Annotated in this window: 12 protein-coding genes and 2 pseudogenes; all 14 read right to left on the minus strand. The window is 36.9% G+C overall.

What is annotated here, in order from left to right:
* Nucleotides 1-53: 53 nt before the first annotated feature.
* Nucleotides 54-1,169: pseudogene (locus tag ACQKNX_RS09320) on the minus strand (IS110 family transposase); the annotation flags it as partial.
* Between the two features lie 586 nt (nt 1,170-1,755).
* Complete coding sequence (locus ACQKNX_RS09325; protein ID WP_427428645.1) at nt 1,756-2,199, minus strand: SMI1/KNR4 family protein; 444 nt, start codon at nt 2,197-2,199, stop codon at nt 1,756-1,758.
* Nucleotides 2,196-2,675, minus strand: a pseudogene (locus ACQKNX_RS09330) (HNH endonuclease signature motif containing protein); the annotation flags it as partial. The pseudogene ACQKNX_RS09330 and the gene ACQKNX_RS09325, both read right to left, overlap by 4 nt.
* 185 nt (nt 2,676-2,860) lie before the next feature.
* Nucleotides 2,861-4,087, minus strand: a complete 1,227-nt coding sequence (locus tag ACQKNX_RS09335; protein ID WP_427428646.1) for a PoNi-like cognate immunity protein — start codon at nt 4,085-4,087, stop codon at nt 2,861-2,863.
* 27 nt (nt 4,088-4,114) lie between these two features.
* The gene (locus ACQKNX_RS09340; RefSeq protein WP_427428647.1) at nt 4,115-4,672 is read right to left on the minus strand and encodes a hypothetical protein; all 558 of its coding nucleotides are present in this window, start codon (nt 4,670-4,672) and stop codon (nt 4,115-4,117) included.
* A gap of 789 nt (nt 4,673-5,461) precedes the next feature.
* Nucleotides 5,462-6,040, minus strand: coding sequence for an imm11 family protein (locus tag ACQKNX_RS09345; protein ID WP_427428648.1), 579 nt, complete (start codon nt 6,038-6,040; stop codon nt 5,462-5,464).
* A gap of 5 nt (nt 6,041-6,045) precedes the next feature.
* Complete coding sequence (locus ACQKNX_RS09350) at nt 6,046-11,553, minus strand: DUF6531 domain-containing protein (protein ID WP_427428649.1); 5,508 nt, start codon at nt 11,551-11,553, stop codon at nt 6,046-6,048.
* Between the two features lie 30 nt (nt 11,554-11,583).
* Nucleotides 11,584-11,982 carry a DUF4280 domain-containing protein gene (locus ACQKNX_RS09355; RefSeq protein ID WP_427428650.1) on the minus strand — a complete coding sequence of 133 codons (399 nt, stop codon included), beginning with the start codon at nt 11,980-11,982 and terminating at the stop codon, nt 11,584-11,586.
* Between the two features lie 66 nt (nt 11,983-12,048).
* The gene (locus tag ACQKNX_RS09360) at nt 12,049-12,546 is read right to left on the minus strand and encodes a hypothetical protein (protein WP_427428651.1); all 498 of its coding nucleotides are present in this window, start codon (nt 12,544-12,546) and stop codon (nt 12,049-12,051) included.
* Nucleotides 12,547-12,592: 46 nt separating this feature from the next.
* Nucleotides 12,593-13,690 carry a pentapeptide repeat-containing protein gene (locus tag ACQKNX_RS09365; protein ID WP_427428652.1) on the minus strand — a complete coding sequence of 366 codons (1,098 nt, stop codon included), beginning with the start codon at nt 13,688-13,690 and terminating at the stop codon, nt 12,593-12,595.
* 15 nt (nt 13,691-13,705) lie between these two features.
* On the minus strand, nt 13,706-15,202 hold the full coding sequence (locus ACQKNX_RS09370) for a phage baseplate assembly protein V (protein WP_427428653.1): 1,497 nt from the start codon (nt 15,200-15,202) through the stop codon (nt 13,706-13,708).
* Nucleotides 15,202-15,843, minus strand: coding sequence for a hypothetical protein (locus ACQKNX_RS09375; protein ID WP_427428654.1), 642 nt, complete (start codon nt 15,841-15,843; stop codon nt 15,202-15,204). Before ACQKNX_RS09375 ends, ACQKNX_RS09370 begins: the two co-directional genes overlap by 1 nt.
* Nucleotides 15,844-15,948: 105 nt before the next feature.
* A complete protein-coding gene (locus ACQKNX_RS09380) occupies nt 15,949-16,722 on the minus strand; it encodes a DNA and RNA helicase (RefSeq protein ID WP_427428655.1) in 774 nt (257 codons plus the stop codon).
* A gap of 46 nt (nt 16,723-16,768) precedes the next feature.
* Nucleotides 16,769-19,417 (minus strand): molecular chaperone, encoded by a 2,649-nt coding sequence (locus ACQKNX_RS09385; protein WP_427428656.1) that lies wholly within the window; start codon nt 19,415-19,417, stop codon nt 16,769-16,771.
* Nucleotides 19,418-19,434 lie beyond the last annotated feature (17 nt).

A 19,434-nucleotide genomic window follows, 5' to 3' on the forward strand; every position in this document is an offset into this window, starting at 1 on the left:
TATGTTGTAATCTTAAAATCCGCTAATAAAAAAACAATCTATCTTAAACCTTATTAAACTACTTCTTCCTCCTTTATTATCGGTAATTCATATGCTGTTTTGTGCTTCATCATACCGTAAATAATGTTTACAAGCCGTCTCATGATACAAACCAAAGCTTGTCCCTTTGTTTTGCCTTCTTTTAGCTTCCGGTGATAGTAATCATGGAATACGGGATTCCTTGGTAGCTTACTTCCTTTTGCCACTTGTACTTGCTGTACGGCTAAGTTGTAAAATAAAGCGTGTAGCGCCCGATTTCCCTGCTTGCTTTTTTGTTCCCTTCCTTTCCCACCAGAACCAAAGTAAACAGGCGCAATGCCCGCAAATCGTGCTAATTTGTTGGCATTCGGAAAACGGCGTACATCGCCTATTTCTGCAATTAAAGCCGAAGCTGTAACGAGATCTATGCCTAGCATCGTATCTAATTGAAAGTCTAGTAAACTCATTAACCCTTTTAATTCTCGTTCCACATAGCGCATTTCCTGCTTCTTAAATGAAATGTCTCGGACGATGCTCTTTACTAGAAAGTCTCGTGTTTCTTGGTGTTCTCTTATTGTGTTTCCATCCTCTTTCACCAACTTTAAAATTTCACTCGCTTTTTTCACCGAACATGTATTACTACTGGCTTCTAATAAAAATATGGTCAATTGCTTTACACTTACCCCATCTAAACACGGTGGAGACGGGTATCGTTCCCAAAATGCCAATGCTGTTTTTCCATCTACTTCTGAAAAAAACTTTTTATAACTTGGATAGTTGTGACTTAATTGAATATGCAGTTGGTTCTTTAAAGCCCCTTGTGCCTTTACTAATGCATTTCTTCTAGTGACCAGTTGTTGTATCGACCAGTATAAATCATGTGGTTTAGCATCTGGTAACTGTTCTAGTTTGTTCACCAAAATTCTGGCTACACATTCTGCATCCCAGCTGTCACTTTTTTGTGTCGTCATATGACTTTTTCGTTCAGCATATGAAAGTGCTGGATTTACTTCTTTTACAACCTGTCCATGGTCGGTTAAAAACTGTGCCAATGCCCTTCCATAGCCCCCAACATCTTCTAAACCAAAAATTGGTGTCAACCCATCTTTAATATGTTTATAAATATCTAGTAAAATCGTTGAAAAAGCAGAAGAAATAATCGTAATCTTTTCAATTTACGTATTTAAATATTTAAAAAAGCACTTGTCGCCTGTTATAGACAATCAAGTGCTTTAAGTTCATATATTTTCTAAGTTTAAGTTTATTAATATTCGCAAGTTTTATAAGTAATTTTAGTATGGCAACTTTATTAACACTTGGCAAATGTAACATTTAAACCCGTTTGCTCGTCTAATCTCGTGTGTTAGGTGCTTATGGCATCCAAAAGTGGTACTTGTAAGTAAAGTGTCATCTCGCCTATTCTCGCTCTTATTGCTTTATTGTTAAAATAGCACTCTTTGATGGTCTAGCCTTCATGAGTTATTATTCAAATTCAAGGATACCTTTAATTGTATACAATTTAAAAACTATTATATCCTTGTTTATCTCCATGAGCTTTGTCATTCTCGCTAGTTTGTTAGCCATTCCATATCATAATTACATCCGCCATGTCACTCTAACCTAGTATTAGTACCAAATTCCATGATGGTATTACCTTCATTTGTATCAAATATTTATTAAAAAAACCTTGAAGGGCTTATAGCCTTTCAAGGAATAAATAGTATGTCAATCAAATATTTAATCAACTAATAAATCAATGTAATATTTATCATTTTTTTCTATTCTCATTAAAAATTCGGTAAGAGAAGTTGCTATTTGAATATCATAATAGTAAATTGGATTCTCATTATTATCATTCAATTCGATTGACATTAAAGCTGACTCACTGCCTTCAAAAAATATTAATTTGTTTTTCTCAAATTCTTCATATATTTCTATGTCTGGATAAAATTCAAAATCATTCATTCTCAACCGAAAGTCTCTTACAGAATATGGGTCCATAATACGATTAATATTAAACTCTGATCCTTTAATAAACCCATAGCCAACTTGTAAATATAAATTAACTAACTCATTAGGAATTTTTAAATTCAAGATTTTTTCAACCTCTTCTATTTCACTTTCAGTCACTGGATAAAAACTATTATCTTTGTTTGCTTTTATAAAATCATAGCTCTTCATTTTTTACCTCCTTTAAATAATTCATTGGCTGGTGAACCTTTTCCATGAATACCAGATTGGTGCTCATTTGGGAACTTTGCTGGATGCATATTCCACCACTCATGTTCTCCTCCAAAAGAATTTTCAATGATATGGTGAGCATCATACTTATCTCCTTCTTTTCTAATAATTTTACCTGTTTTTTCTGATACAACATTATCCTTATAAACTGGCCATTCTTGACCGGTATTTTCCTCCCATTCTTTTATTACTTTATTTTTTACTTTATCAAATTCAGCCCTATGTTTTGCAGTCTCTTTTGGTGACATTTTTATATATTCTTTATCTCTTAACGCTTCCTTCAATTTTTCTATTTGAATTTTAGGTAACTCTCTGCCTGTACGTTGCTCTATATCTCTAACATATTTTTTTATTAAGTCAGAATCGATTTTATTTACAGGCCCACTCACACCATTAACAACTTTACCCGTACCCTTAAATTACGGAACTAAGACTCACTAAAAATGGTGGTATTTGGATTATCCAAATACCACCATTTTATCATTCACTCAATTTAACTTACACACACTTTTATCTTTAGATCCTTAACAATACTCGATTTAGTCAAAATTATTGTTTAAGTCACTAAAGTAGATTTTCCACTGATTTCTGATCAATAAATTTACTTTACATCTTTAACAGTAACTTCATACATTTCTTTAACATTTTCATTTACTGGTATCAATGCGAAATAATTCTGATCATTATTTAATATAAATTGAACTAACTTTGTTTTTGTGTTCCACTCATTTTTCATACTCGAAAAGTAATCATCCAACTCTTCTTTATAATCCAATTGCACTATATATCCTTTTTCCACCATTGCAAAAACAATTAAACTTCCCAAGAGATTTTTTTGCTTATTTTCTTCTTTATAATCTTGAATTAAGAACCAAATTTGATCTAACCCTATCGTTTGTTTGTATTTTTTGTAGAAACTACTATCATCCATAACCTCATAATCATGTATCAATTCATTGACAAATGAGTGCCATATTGGTGGAATAACCTTTTCCAATAAAGGATTATTTTCAATTCCTTCTATTATTTCAAGTTCCTCAATCTCTTGTTCATTGTCGTAGTCACTGAGGGAAATCTGCTTGAATTTCATTTCATTCTTGTAATGTGCCAAGTCATATGGATAGTGATTATTATTTATTAGGCTTGTATCATCAAGTTCGAGTATCTTCGCTAGCGCTGCTGTTTCAAAGCTCCAAAACCCTACATATCCAGGCTCCTTGTGTGCATTTTTCCATTCGTAATCGTAATGACCTTTAAACCATTCTTTATCCATATACGTTTGTAATCTTTTAGAAGCTTTTTTCTTATCGGTTTGCGCAAGTTCTATAATTTCTTTTGTTTTTGCATATGGATTTTCTTTATAATAATCATTAGTGATTTTAGTATGTCCGATATTACTAGCATATAATAAAAAATCAATCACTGAATCGCTTATTTCTTTTTTCTCAACCACCTTACTTAATCTTTCTATATTCTTTTTATCCGTTTCTAATAGGATTCCTAAAGAAATCGTCCAAAGAATACTTAAATATCCAACTTCCCTAGTCCCTGTATGCTCTAAATCATAAATTGCATTATGAAAGTCTTCTTCTATTGCACTAATATCTTCTCCTAAAGAATATTTCGTCCTAATATCTTCCATCTCATATTTAAAAGTCCTTAAATAACTCGCTTCTATACGACTTTTATTGTCTTTGGTTTTTCTTTGAATACCATTTTTGGTATCCTCCTCTAAATTTCTGATATCCTCCCTATTTTCAGCTATAAATTCTTTATGATATTCAATTCCTTCTCTACATTTTTCTTCTATACATAGATGATCCCTCATTATTTTCATTTCCTCCTTGCCTCTAAATCAAGGCCATTCTCCAATTATTTCACCCTTAGCATTTAACCTATATGTTATTACATTCCCACTACTATCGACTTTTGATAATACTCTTTCAACTTCATCTTCATCCAATGCTTTGGTGATTTTATTTGCTAGTTTTTGATCACCACCAACAGCTTTCAAAATTCTACTTTTTTCAGTTTTCGCACCTGTCAACCATTCGTTTGACATTTGTGGTCCATCTTTTGTTTTGCCTAATTGGGAACTACCAAACTTCGCTTCATCAATTACATATTTAATTTTTGATTCTGTATTTGCATTTTCATATAATCCGACTATCCCTTTTACTATTTTATCATTAATGCTTGTTGGTGCCCCTCTGCCTATTGGATTTAAATCATATCCTGCGGCTTTTATACTTTGGTTGTTTAATAAATTATCACTTGAAATTATTTCACCAAAATTACCTTTTTGTTTGTTAGTAGCTTTATCTGCATTAAATTCGTCGACACTTACTTTTTTAGGTTCACCGTTGGAACTATTCGATGGCTTCGGATTAAGACGATTGTGTATTTTTCCCAACTGTTCCCGTATCCGTTATTCGACCGACGTTCACACCGGCATCTCCAACGGCGGTGTTCCAAGCTGACGAAGCTGGTTCTTTACTTCGTCTACTTTTGTGTGTAACTTATCTTTTACGGTGTCTAGGTGTTTATTGGCTTTTTCTTTTAGTTGACCTATAGCACCATTATTAGCGACGGTTTTAACACCATATACTATACCATCTACTGAATTAGTGATATTTGTGTAACTATTTAATTTTCAGGTTATGTAAATGACCTTCTGTTTCTCTAAAGTTTTTAAAATATATACATCTTCATCTTTCCGCACGTGCAATTCATAGCTATCCAATGGTCATTTTGCCATTCCTTGATGACTTGCCCAGATGGGTCTCGCTTTGTTGGTCTACTCGTGAATTAAAAGGGCAATAAAATCCTTTTTAATGGATTTATTGCCCTTTAAAATAAATGATTTAAAATAGTAATAATCTTTTTTGTATAAAATGATACCCTTAAATATTCCTTGCTGCGGGGTTGTTGAACTCAGAAAATGTTAGTAGGGAATTCTTGAAAAATCTCGTTTTACCATTTATGTACTAGAAATATTATTACTTTTTGTTAAGAAAATAACAAAAAATATAAATACAACTTTAATAATTAAATATACAATAAAAAAACATATGTAAAGAAAAAGCTAAAGACAATTTCTTTACATATGTTGCGACAACTTAATTAAAGCAGTAATTAGAAAATTCAATATCATAACTAATTTTGCTCATAATAATAAGTACTATATATTCTTAGGAATACACTACATTTCAACAAATTCCGGTCGTTGGGTACTTCCCTCTTTGACAAACATTACACCTTTAATCTTCTGCACTTTACATGCTTTTATAAATACATCATCAACAATAATATAGCCCTTATATTCTTTCATTCTTACAATATGATGTCCATCTAAGGAGTTTGGTACATACTTTACAGACAAAACTTCGATTGGTCCATTAGGTAAAGACTTTAATAACGGTTTATATTCCGATTTCTCCATATCTAAACAAGGTACTAGATTTAATACATTCATGACAAAAAATGTTTCATTACTTTCGCCGCTTTTTGTAGACTTTATTACCGCAGGGATAAACTGACAATCTGATCCTAATTGCTCTATTAGTTTTTTCAATTTTATACTTACCAAAACACCACCAATTGTTGGCAGAATATCATATTCGTTTAAATAGGGATCAAATTTATCTACTGAATAATAAAGTTTTTCATCTAAAGGATAGACAAGACCTTTTCTTAAGTCAGATTGATCATAAGTGTTTTTTTCTGTGTAAGAAAAAAAAACGTCTCGTTCGTAATTGCTAAATAACTGATAGTAACTCATATATATCACCCTTCACAATGTAGTTTTGTTTTACCTTTTCTTAAATTTTTCCGTTGTTCGTTAATTAAATCTTGCATAGCATGATGATATTGTTTAGGGGACCACTTTTCGCCTTTACCGTAATCAACTAACTCATTTAATTTTTCTCTCATTTCTTCATTATATTTTTTATGGAAACTATTATATCCTCTATGAATAGACCTGGTTGGGTGATTATCTCTACTAGTAGGTAGATATAGCGTATTACGTATATTATTTACATCATATCCACTTAGTTTAAAAATTTCATGAGGATTTGCTCCATCATATAATGATTTCGGAATAATATGATGTAATTGATACTCTTTAGGTTTAGGCATATTTCCATAATTCCAACCACTTGACGGCATAGACTTACCAAACGCTAATCCAAATGGATCTATTTCAACCATTGGATTATACACATACCCATAAAGCGTAGGATTCCCACCAGCCAGCCCAATCGGGTCAACCTGCGTATAATTCCCTTGCTCTGGGTCGTAGTATCGGAATCGGTTATAATACAAGCCTATTTCAATATCTTCATACTGCCCTTGATACCTAAACGGAATGAAATCTTTCTCACCCGTAAACTCTTTTACTCGTCCATACACATCAAGCTCAGCCGACCAAACCTTATGACCTTGTTCATCATAAGCTTCGACAGGCGTTCCTAGATAATCACTAATAATACTGTAGCTACCGTCATTCGTGATTTTTGCAGAAGGGACAAAGCCATCATTGAATACCCATGTCACTAGATTATCTGCGATATCGGCTTCTATCTGTGAGCCATTCTCCACAGAATTTTCCTGCGAGAAATACTCATGCAAAATCGTATTGCCATCCCATACAAAATGAGTAGCTCTACCTTCAGAACACTTCTCTACCCGCCTACCTAGTGCGTCATACTTGAACGTAACTTCTGTGAGATCTGGACCGATGACTTTTGACATCATACCATTGCCATAGTACTCGTACTTCCATGTATCTCCATTATTTTCAACTTTCTCTACGAGATTTCCTTCTTCGTCATAGGAGAATTTGGCATCTTTCGTTTCTAGTAATCTACTGCCAGCTCCATAGACACGGTCTTTTTTGTCTTTTGTTTCATATAGATTGCCGACATCATCGACACTGCGGTATAAGAAATCAAATTGGCGACTATCTTGATTGGCCCACACAAGGTTACTAAATTCGTCGTAACCATAAGTCACTTTTACACCTGTTAACTCGTTGACCATACTCCGTAATTGATGATTGACGTCCCAATTGTAGGCACGTCTTCGTGCATCTCGGCTTTGGCTACTTACTCTATGATGTGTTGGTCTACCTGTAATATCATATTGCCATTTACTAATAACATCCCCTGGTAGGATTCTTTCAATCTCTTGACCGAGTTCATTGTATTCCATCAAGGCTGTCCACTGGGCTTGCTCGGAGCGAGTGGCGGTCATTTGCAAGACATTGCCCAGCTCATTACGTATGACATCGATTTTAGCACCGAGGCTACTTGTCATTTGGGAGCGATTGCCTAGCTCGTCATAGCTACTAGCAATCCAATGGTCGTTTTGCCATTCTTTGATGACTTGTCCTGATGGGTCTCGTTCTAGCTTGACGGTTACATGCTCATTTTCCGTTTCTTGTAATGAGCCGTTTTTGTCATAGCTAAATGTTTCCCACGTGCCGTCATAGTAGTCAGAGCGGATGACATTTCCTAACGCATCGTGCTGATACGCTGTCCAACGATTACCTGGGCGTTGAATGTGCTGCACGAAACCTGCGAGGCTTCGCTCATACGCTTTTTCCATGTCATCAAAGCCGATTTCCTTAAAGATATTGCCTTTTGTATCGCGTTCAAACGTGTACGCTTCGCCTTTTTCATTGATAACAGCGGTTAATTGCTCCTCTGTATCGTAGGTGAACTGTACTTTCTTGCCCCCTTGTTTGCGGGAGGTTAAGCTACCAAGAATCGTGTAGTCAAAGGCGACTTGTGTATGGTTATCCTTTGCAAAAACAATATCGTCATAGGCATTGTACTTTAGTTGAACGTCGTTACCATCGGATAGATTTGCGCGCACTAGGCGATTTAATTGGTCATAACGGAACTTTTCCGTGGCACCGAGTGGATTGGTTGTGCTTGTGCAGTTCCCACGAAGGTCGTATGTCCATGTTGAACTTGTCCCATCTGGCAATGCTATTCTGCTTAAATTTAGGTCAGCGTCATATGTTAAGGTTACCATATGGCCTTGCGCATTTGTCACCGTGTCAATTAAACGATGTTCATTATAGGAAAATTCAGTCTTTGTACCATCTTCTAAAATCGTTGCCTGTAATGTTCCGTCTTCATTATAAATCCACTGACGACTGCCGCCCTCTGGATTAACTGCCTGAATCAGCCGATCTTTGTCATCATGCTGAGAGGATAACGTACTGCCATCTGCCAGCGTCATCGTGACTGGGTTTGCCCATTCATCATAGCTGAAAGTTGTTACACGACCATCTTCATCTACTTCTTGCAGTAATTCAAAGTCCTCATTATAGTCATAGCTGACCTCACTACTATCTGGATAAATAATTTTCGTGCATAGGTTATCTTCATTAAAATAGTAAGTACTTGTATGCCCTAAACTATTGGTAATTTCGTTATAGCCATCGTAATAGGCAAGCTCACCCGCAAGGACATTGCCATCTCCCCATGTTTTAATGACGCGTGCACCTGTCGTTGGCCCATCATAACGCCAGAAGAAACTATTTTTATTACGGTCTATTTTTTGCATCATTAAGTGGTTCACATATTGGATATGTGTACTTTGCCCTAATGCATCTTGGATTTCGATTAAATCTTGAACATCATTGTAAACATAGCGCACTAACACTTCACGACTTGTTTGGTTACGTAAAGCGACTTCTGTCATTCTGCCCGCTTCATTTGTCGTAACATCTAGTACGCGCCCTACGCTATCCGTTACTTGTGATAAGAAGCCTTTCAGGTTATACGTAAATTGAATATGGTGGTCTTGCTCATTTCTTAGTTCTTTTAATCGGTATGTTGTCTCGGTTGTTTGTTCAAATACATAAAGCAAGCGTGTATCATGCTCAAACAAATGGTATTCCACACCTGTATTCTTCAGGGTCATTCTATCTTTTTTATTAAAATATGGTAAATTAATTGGTAAAATTGGAAACCCTACTGCGCGACCATCCGTCACCACAATGCCGATTAGCTCTTCTTCTTCAAATATTTCTAAGGCTAGATCGTATGTAAAGTGCATACCATGCCCAGTTAATCCAACTCGACTACTATCACTGTACCACGCACGTTCCCATGCAAGGGGGATAGGGCCAGGTAGTTCAAAGTCGACACCTTCATAGACCATGCGCCCGGTAATTAAATCAACCGGTTCAAAGCCTTTTTTACAGAATTTATCACTTAATCCTTTTGTACAGTTAAATTTCTTTAATACTTGATGATTGAGTTTAGTTAGCTCCGTTTTGGCCATCGTCTTCATACCGTCGACAGCTTTTGACACAGCTAGCACTTCATCCATCGAGGCGATCACTTTATCGGCTGCTGTTTTCATACTTTTTGTGCCTTTGTTAGCTACTGCCGAAACCGTATCGAGTGTTTGCGACACTTTGGAGTAAGCGGCTTTCATCCCCTTTACTGCCTTGGAAGCATCCACTGCCTTATCCGCAGCCTTGGCGGTTTTACTTGCTGCCTCTGCTACTTTTGCCGCTTTATTGACTTTGTAGGCTGTTTTTGCGGCATCCCCAACGATTGGCACTGCACCGACTATGTTCATCGCTGCGCCCATAAAGTCTCCTCTTACCAAGCTAATACCTGCATTTGCAATATCCGCGATGGTTCCGATACCCGGAATAAATCCAGCAACATCTAACGCTAAACTAACATTATCAAGCAACTTACTAAAGAAGCTTTTTTTCTCCTTTTTCTGCTCTGCTTTTTGTGGGAAGATGACATCCACTTTTGATGTAGCTTCGATTGCTTCTTCATTTAACTTCGGTGGTTGGCTTTTTTTCTCTATCCCCTCTTGTTCAATTAGCGTACTAATTAACTGTGTGTCACCAGCAAGAATAATATGACTTTGCTCCTGCGCTGAAATGGCAATCCATTCCTCGGCTTCTACGGATAGCTCGTTCATCCCACTTATTTCAAGTGTTTCATCTGCCGCTAGCATGATGGTACTGTTACTTTGAAATATTACGCCTTCTCCATCATCCATCTTAAGGTCCAATACACCATCTACTGCACTAAAGGTAATATCTCCAGCCCCTAGTGTCATATCTTTCCCCGCATTGGTCGCTAATGATTTCACGGTCGTGTCTGCCATTTTTTTCGTTTGTTTTTGTCCACCCTCTGGTGTAGCAGGCGAAACACGTACCGAGCTAATGACAATGGCATCTTGTTCTACAGCACTTGGAAAATGCAATTGGGCACGTGCCCCTTTTTGCGGCATTAAATACATGACACCATTTGCATCTGCTGAATAAGCAAACCAATGTGCTTTTTCTTTCTCTTGTTTTTTATCGATATCTAAATGTATTTTAACGGTATTTTGGGTAACATCAATGATTTTCCCTGTAAAGGCTGCGCCAATCAAATCTAAATTGCGTACTAATCGTTGACGAATACTTTTTTCTGGTTGGGCAGTATATTGAAACTTTAGTACACCCGCTTCGAGATGAATTTCCCGAACCGTGATAACATAGGATCTTCCCTTTAATTGTACCGATGTACCCAACTCGTACGCTTCTGTGCTTTCAAACGCACAAAATGTATAATCGGTTTCACTTACATCTGTACCATCGTTTTCAGTAATTAACCGATATGTATCTACATCCATATGTAATACTGAAGGTAGATGGTCGATTGTTACGCTTTTCTTACTTTCTGGTATGCCAAACCAAAATCGTGGTCCCTTTCCTTGTAAATCAGGAAAAACGACCGCCTGTAGGTTGGAAGCCATTCTTTTAATAAATTCCCAATCTGTCTCCATGTATTGAATTGAGATATGACCAATGGCCTGACCGTTCGAAACATGGTCGATGTAATCCCCTTGAGGATAAGCACCCACAATGGTATCTAGTAACGCCATATAGGTCATATTCGCATCTTGAAAAGAACGTGAGCGTTTTGCAACATCCATATTGGCTGTAAACGATACTGCCTCAACTGAGACATAATGCACCCCTTGGGCAGCCTGCAACTCTGCATTTTCAATTCTACCTGAGAATAAGATGTCTTGTTGTTGGCCAAATTTTACAACGACTTCATCTGAATGACTGACACGTTGAATATATTTCTGCGCTTGCTCTTCCGCAATCATTCCTGTAAAGGACAATCTCGCATGGTCATTGCCTTGATGTTTTATCGTTAGTTTATCTATATGAATAAGAGGATAAGGCCATTCGAGCACAAGATCCTCATACGTCGTTATCATGCTGACTTCCTTTTCTCCTAGTGTTTTCATTACTTACCTCCTTTCACTCCATCCTTTCTTTTAAAAGCCTTGTTTCGGTATTTCTAATTCCTCTTGCCCATCATGCACAATATCAATTTTGCCTCCCCCTGCTGAGCATTGCGTATGACAACAGGATAATAATGCTTGCTTGCCCTCGATATTGACATTTTCCATCCCTTCCATCCAGTCGATGGAACATGTGGGCGTACACGGTTTTTGTAACTTCAAGCAGACGCCAAAGGTCTGAATGTTGTCGGGGTTTCGATCGCCTACATTCAATACGGCTTTATCTTTAATATAAACACCATGATCCTGTGGTAAATTTAAATAATTAAGGTGGCTACCATGCTCACAGGAAATAATTGCCCCATGGACCACGTAACTAAATTGCTCTTGTTCCGAACCTTCTGTCTCCAAATTTTCTACAACTTGAGCCATTCGGTACCCTTCCCTTCGTATATGTTTCAAATTGCTCTTTTGATTTGATTTCCATTTGAACGCTTTTTAATATCGTTCTAGTTTGACGCGCTGCAACTGAAATCCAAGAATTGGCCGTCTTAATATACTTTCTGCGACATCTAAATGAACGATAGTAAAAGATTCTCTTTGACTATTGACTTGAAAAATACAGTCCAAATCAACCTTCCTATGGTTTATTACGAGCTCCTTTATACGTCCGTCTGGATAATAAGTCGTTTCCTGGGAAATACAGTTTTTCTCCACCATGTCCATTAGCCAATACAAGCGCTGTGTCCCTTTTTTTACATCTGTAAATACGATGGCTGTAAATGCTAAGTGATCCTCAAATTTTACGAATAACTTTTTTAATTGATCAGACACAATTGTCCGAGGCTTTTCTAAATAATCCAAATATACTGCATGCTCTTTTTCCACTACTTCTGCAAATACCGACGAACAAACAAAATCATCTTCAAGGTCTGTCTTCAAAGGAAGAATCGGATTTGTAATAGTGGAGTCTTGGCGAACAATAAAGTATTCCATCTTGACCTCCTGTAAGCTTCATACCTATCTTCCCGTACGGACGTCATTACTGAATCCAATGAATATCTTGTATTTGGGCTTGGCTGAATTGATACTTTCCTTGATCGCGTTGAAAGAATGTTGCTCCTTTTAAATTAGCACCCGTAAAGTTTGCACCTACTATTTGGGCGAAATCAAATCTTGCCTGTTCTAAATTTGCATGGCTGAAATCAGTACCAAGGTAGCAGGGAACTTCATTACGAGAGAACTTCAAGGATTTTCCTTGCGCATGCGTAAAATTAGCACCTGCTAAATTGGCATTTCGAAAATCAGCATCTTGAATCATTGCATACGAAAAATCCACATTCGCTAATTGACCATTTACAAAATTCGTACCGATGCAAACACTTCGTTGCATTGTAGCTCCTGCTAAATCACTGTCTTGGAAATTCGCATAGGAAAAGTCCAACTGATTGAAATCTTTGTGCTGTAAAGGTAGATTTGAATAGTTTCCAAACGTATACGATTGATCCGTCTCTTTTGTCACTAACGTTAACAAGACATCTTTTTCTACTCGTTGTCGTTTGTCTATAATTGCGACATCTTCACTAAACCCTTTATATTCACCGACTCGAAATCGTAAGCACGTCGCTCGTTGAAAATGGAGTTTAGGGACGCGTTGTTGTTGATAACGAAAAAGATAACGTAGTAATTGGATAATATATTGATGAAACAGTAAGACTGTCTGCTGCATAATAACGCGGACGTCCGCTGCTTGAATGTTAATATACGGTTTTCTTTCTTTCTCAAGCGTTTTTTGTAATTCGAACATCGCCTCACAAAGCCAATCCGCTTCATACTGTGCTGTGCATTGTGTCCAATCGCAATACCATGTATCTCCATATGCTTCTAGTAAATACGTAAACTTGTTTTCTAGTAATGATGTTCGAAGCAATGATAGATGAATAAAAGCAACTGGCGCTAACTTTCCTTGTTCTTGCTGTTCATGAATATTCGCAAATAGCTGTTCAAGTGCATGAATGATTGGTTGAAGTAAAACTTCCTTATCGTTGCGAAACTGTCGATCCACTTTCTCCTGCAAACGGTGAACATGAACTGACACGCATTCATCTATAAAATGCTGTAATGCTTCTTCTCGTTTCATGTATCTACATCCTCACTAATTTGCACGTACTTCAGTTCCTTTAATCTCCATTTTGTCTTCCATCTTGATGGAATTGTCTTTACATGTCATCTCAATTTTCTCATTAGCATTTATCATAATTTGCTTGGCATTTATAACGACTTTATCTGTTGCTTTTAAGTTAATATTTTTATCACTAATAATTGAAATACCATTATCATCCATCAGTGTAATCATTAATCCACCACCAGATATGACAATGCGATCAGGTGCGAGTAGAATTTGTTTACCATGCTTTGTTCTAAGGGTTTTTACATCGGGATCAGCCATGCGCCCCGGATCTTGGCGGCTATCTTCTGGTGGTGAAGCACCGCCCCCTCCCCCCTGACTAGAAGGATTGCTTGCTGATAACATTGCCCCAGATTGTGGTGGTGCTTTGGACACTGAGCTAATGGCAATTCCTTCATCCTCACGATTGCCTGGGAAGTAAATCCTAACATTGTCAGATAACTCTGGCATAAAATACCAACCTGTGTTATCCTCTGATGCATAGATCGTTGAGTATGGAAACCAATAAGCCTTATTTTTTTCTTGCCCCTCATCGAAATCAACATGTATACGAATTTTGTCCCCTGCCACATCAATGACTTTTCCTTGAATAGATGCGCCAATAATCGCTTGATTATAAGTCGTATGAACACTGAAGCCGTTCTGAGGTGTGAGCGTATAAATATGTTTTAATAAGCCATTTTTAAGCTTGGAGACAATTTTAAAAACATATAGTTTTTTCAATTGAAACGTAACTTCATTACCGATTTTGAATAGTTGCGGCGATTCTACTTCATAGTACATGTAGTCACTATCGGTAATACTGTCGATATGATTTTTACTTGAGATGAGAAAATTACCAATTGCTTTTTTAACACGGTAATTCATTGCATCCATTTTCTGCACTGCACCCGCTTGGAATGGTACGCCGAAGTAAAACTTTGCTGCACTATGAATTGTATCTGGCACTAAGCCCGTATGAAATCTCGATGCCATGCGTTTCAGAAACTCCCAGTCCGTCTCTAAATATTGCATCGTAAAGTTGCCAATACTAGCACCTTTTGTGACATGATCCATAAAGTCTGCACCTGGCTGGTCGGCAATACATTCATTTATTAGTTCTGTATAAGCCATCTTTGCATTTTGGTACGTTTGGTTTTTCTTCTTCACATCTAGCACATACGTATGCGAAACCGCCATAACCTCCAAATAATACGTACCCATTACCGATTTCACTTGCACATCTAATGCTAGTCCATTAAAAATAGGTGTCGATTGTCCCGTACTAGCAATTTGCAGTACTTCAATTGCCGTTTCTGCGTCAGTCATATAAACGTAAGAGTCTTCCAGTTCATCTGGAATGACGCCTGTTAAACGCAATGTTGCATGCTCATTCATTTGTTGTGTCATTTCGATTTCACTCACGCGGATATTGTAAGGCATCACAATCATATCTTTATACGTCAAAGCTGTTTCCTTTGTCATCACACAACACCTTCTCCATTGAATGATTTGTTTTCGATTGCGATTGTTTCCAACATGCCATAAGCAACCGGTTGCCAAATATTCATTTCTTTTTTCAAGCAATTAAATGAACCTGTTGCCACATTGTCGCCTGCTATAAACAAAAACATTAAATTATAAATCTTGTTATCGATTGCCTTCGAAATAAAATCAAAATAGCCAATTTGTAGTCCATTCACTTCTTTCATGCCGATATCCAACATTTCTGCATCTGGCTGTAATTTTTGCAGGATAGTCATCATCGTTTCTGTAAAATCCTCTAATTCCTCTTCTTGTAGCTGTTGCTCCATTATTTTCATCGTGACGTTAATGGACGTACTTACACTTGTATAGATGTAATCGGGTCTACGGCTTGAAGGATATTTAATATCTTTTAAATCCGTTTCCATCTCTTCAAAGGCTGTAGGAATAGACATCCGTATTTGATTGTCGTAAAAACGAAGCTCTGCAAATTCAATTATTTCATCGTCAATCGTTAGCTGACCCGCTTGAATTCCTTTCACAACGTCCGTTTGCAATAATTGGTTTTCAATGTTCTCCGTTCGTTTCTTTTGCCTTGCGTGTTTCGTCATTTCAATAATTTCTTCATCCATGAATTTCATTTTGTTCGCCCCCTTTGTTTTTTTAGTCTTGTGAGTATACTTTGTTGTTTTGTTGTGACAAAAACCTTCTGATTTAATGCTGTAAAAATGCTTGCAGACTACTAGCTAGTCAACAATCACACGCTTCGGTCGCCCTTGACTGAGTCCTTTCATACGACCACCACCTTTCGCTTCCATTAAAATACGGTTCAAGTATTTATGAATTTGACTATTCGGTAGCGATTGATCGTCTAGCTCTAGCCGATTGCAAATATAGAAATTAATCACATCCCGTTGCACCCTATCCTGATTTAGGCACTCCATGGCAAAGGCGATATCATATGGATTGGATGGTCGATTTTTTAACAGCTCGCGTGCAAAATATTGCAAAATAAGTGGGTGGTATGTGCTTTTTTGTAAGCCTGCATACTGGCAGTGAAGATAATTCACTGTATTGAATTCAGTGGCAAAGTCGAAAAAATCGATATGCTGTGAGCGCAGTTTAGCACCTAACTTTAATTTAAAGCGTGCTAATTCTAGCTCATTATGTGCAAGCTCAAGCGAATCGTCTAAGACAATCTGTGATTTGTGTTTTCTAAAATCTAAGTCATTTACTTCTTCAGCAAATCGTACTTTTAAGATTGTTTCATTTCCTGTTGCTTCATAAGGAAGCTCAAAGCTATTCGTTAGCATATAAAGTCTGCCATTATGCTTCATAATGCCGTTTGAAATGATTAGCAGTGTATCCGCTACAATGATATTGACCCCAGCAATAATGCCATTTGAATAATCTTGGAAATAGATATCTAAAAACTCTCTTGGGTAATCTCGTAAATTTTCCAGCATTTCTCGCTTTAAAATGCGACCTTTTTGAAAATGTGGATATTGATTGGCAAACAAGCTGTCATCCACCTCTATTCTTGTTTTTCACTTTTGAGCGCTTTCTTTACTTTAAGCCGTCAAAGAAATCCAACTCAGATAGATCCGTTTCAAAGGCAAAGAATTCCTTTTTGCCGATTAATAGTTGTTCTTCCGTTCTAGCTACAGGGACGACATGGAAACCCCAGTGATCCTCTCCTGCAAAGACAAAAAATTTTACTTCTCCATTCATAATGGAATCTGTCTCGTCCTGTGGAATTTTATGTTCATAATTAGCTGCTATATTGTCATAAAAAACAGGCACATACTCTTCATGGCGATTAACATACGTGCATTTATAGGATGTTTGATTGTCGGTGCCTGTTAGGAAAAATTCAACTTCCGTTACACCCCATGGACGGGAAATCGTACCGTGAATTTGATTGAGTCTTTCTAAGCTACTAATAAGTAATTTTTCTTGACGATTATGTGTAAAGGCACTTACCGCATAAGGTACGACAGGCGCATGATTCGTTACTGTTGTTTCAATCATGCCTATCTTCTTGGCATTTAAATAGCGCAGTGCCCCTCTTAGGCAAGCTAGCTTTAACTCTGGCACTTTCCCAATATTTTCAGCCTTCTGTCTAAATTCAATGCTTCGTCCTGGTACAAACTCCTTTAAAGCCTCGCGAAAAGCATCAATTTTACACGATTGGCCTGTCAGCTTAATAATGGAATATTCGCTGAGTAGTCCGTTCTCATAAAACTCTTCCAAAAACTCTCGTACAATATCATAAATATCAGCTTTAATCAGATGGTTAATTTCCTTAATATTAAAAAAGACGTTCGGATAATCATAAACATCTTTGAATTGATTGTTTTCTACTAGTGATAGGCACCATCGATCAACTGCCGTTACATTCAAGTCACTGTCCTGATGAAGATCGTTTTCTGAATAAAAACGGCTCCGTAAAATGCCTGTTTTGCGGAAAAACTCTTTCTTCATTTCTTCTGCCATTTCCCATAAGAAATAATAATTATTGCGTACACGTAGGTATTCATCACGTGTGCGATTTTCATATTCCTTAAAGCGCGTCGGAATAATATACTCAGCTTCTGAAAAAGCTTTTTCAAATTGCTCGTAAACGGCTTCCACACCGTGATCGTCTACATATCGATAAATATCCTTGCCTGGAATATCAATTAATGCATCAATGTCATAAGCATTTTTCCCTCGGCTATAATAGTTTGCAAAAACAATCTTCATAAATTGGAAAATACGATATGTAATATTATTGCCGCCAAAATTGGTATCACCATTTTCATAAGTTGTATGAATATCGATTTTGTATGAAATATGCCCGTCCTCGATTCGGAACTTACAGGAGGAAAGATCTGTTGTTCCACCACCACAATCAATGACGAGTGCTTTATATTCCTTTTCATCCAAAAAGCTATTATTCTCTATTTGATTGGCGATAGTATTATAAAGAACCGCCATCCCTTCATCGAGTGCTTGCTCTGTTTCGATAGTGTATTCAGGTAAAATAGCCTGGAACATATCTAAAAATTGTGTTTTCAGCTTTACAGGACTGGAAATATGCAAATGCTCAAAGCGACATTTAAATTGATGCTCTGCCATTCGAATAATATAAAGCATAAATTCTCTTAAAATTTGGCTTCGTGGTACAAGTGCTGTATTGCCATTTGCATCCATTATCTCTTCTGATTTTGTATAGTTACTCACCCACCGTTTTATGCCTTGGAATTTCGTTGCTAATGACGTATAGCTATTTTTTTTCATCATTTTTAATGCTTCATAGCCGTAGTAATAGCTCACTTGGTCTTGATTCGAACAATCTGCCACTGTCATAACTGTCGGAACAACTTCAATCCATTCATTTTGGTGTAGCGGGTCTAGAAATTGCACAAAATTGATGCTGTTTAGCTGAATTCTGTTATTTAATAAATCATGGCTACAAGGTGAGGAGACATAATCACTTTCTAAATAGACACCAGCGGTTGTATTCGTCGTGCCAAAGTCAATAGCAAGAATAGCATTGGTTGTTTCTAGCTGTTTAATCTCTAAATCTTGTATTGGTACTTTATAGTAGTGAAGGTTAATTGGCGGAAGTGGGGTCTCCTGGTAGTAAGTTTTATAGATATACTCTGAATCTTGCTTTCTAAAAAAAATAAAGCTGTAGTTTTTATTTTTTGTCTTCTGAATCCCTATTGCTTCATCTGCAACAAAGTAATATTTGTTAGGGCGCTGGTCATCTTTAATGACATTCAGGATGGCGCAAAGATCCATTTGATCATTGACGAGCAGTACATTTGATTCAACAAGAAAACCACCTGTTTCAACATAATACTGATCTGGCTTATCCATTTTCATACCGCTATATAAGCTCATTTTGGCAGGGATTTTTATTTCACCATTGTCAGACATCGGTGTTTTCAAATAGTTTTGCATAGCTGCTTCGACTCTTTCAAAGCCCCCATCTTTGCTTTCTTTAATAAGAAGGTTTTCTTCAGCCCCACGATATCTTATAATCTTGTCGATTAACTCATCTCTCGTTAGTGTATTAATAAGCCCTGTCACAAGCTTTTCCTTATAACAAATATTTCGCAGCTGGAATGTGGTCATCTCCATTAACTCTACACGTGTAAATGTCATATACTTCTTTTCTGCGAAGCGATTAGTAACATTCAGCTTATATGAATATTTAGTCGTCATTCCGAAGCCCTCCTTTT

The sequence above is a fragment of the Lysinibacillus sp. NPDC093712 genome (assembly GCF_050280025.1).
Taxonomy (GTDB): domain Bacteria; phylum Bacillota; class Bacilli; order Bacillales_A; family Planococcaceae; genus Lysinibacillus.

What these genes read in the sequence shown, in the direction of transcription:
- ACQKNX_RS09325 (WP_427428645.1), bottom strand. Translation starts at nt 2,199, where the DNA reads ATGAAGAGCTATGATTTTATAAAAGCAAACAAAGATAATAGTTTTTAT.
- ACQKNX_RS09335 (WP_427428646.1), bottom strand. Translation starts at nt 4,087, where the DNA reads ATGAGGGATCATCTATGTATAGAAGAAAAATGTAGAGAAGGAATTGAA.
- ACQKNX_RS09345 (WP_427428648.1), bottom strand. Translation starts at nt 6,040, where the DNA reads ATGAGTTACTATCAGTTATTTAGCAATTACGAACGAGACGTTTTTTTT.
- ACQKNX_RS09350 (WP_427428649.1), bottom strand. Translation starts at nt 11,553, where the DNA reads ATGAAAACACTAGGAGAAAAGGAAGTCAGCATGATAACGACGTATGAG.
- ACQKNX_RS09355 (WP_427428650.1), bottom strand. Translation starts at nt 11,982, where the DNA reads ATGGCTCAAGTTGTAGAAAATTTGGAGACAGAAGGTTCGGAACAAGAG.
- ACQKNX_RS09360 (WP_427428651.1), bottom strand. Translation starts at nt 12,546, where the DNA reads ATGGAATACTTTATTGTTCGCCAAGACTCCACTATTACAAATCCGATT.
- ACQKNX_RS09365 (WP_427428652.1), bottom strand. Translation starts at nt 13,690, where the DNA reads ATGAAACGAGAAGAAGCATTACAGCATTTTATAGATGAATGCGTGTCA.
- ACQKNX_RS09370 (WP_427428653.1), bottom strand. Translation starts at nt 15,202, where the DNA reads ATGACAAAGGAAACAGCTTTGACGTATAAAGATATGATTGTGATGCCT.
- ACQKNX_RS09375 (WP_427428654.1), bottom strand. Translation starts at nt 15,843, where the DNA reads ATGAAATTCATGGATGAAGAAATTATTGAAATGACGAAACACGCAAGG.
- ACQKNX_RS09385 (WP_427428656.1), bottom strand. Translation starts at nt 19,417, where the DNA reads ATGACGACTAAATATTCATATAAGCTGAATGTTACTAATCGCTTCGCA.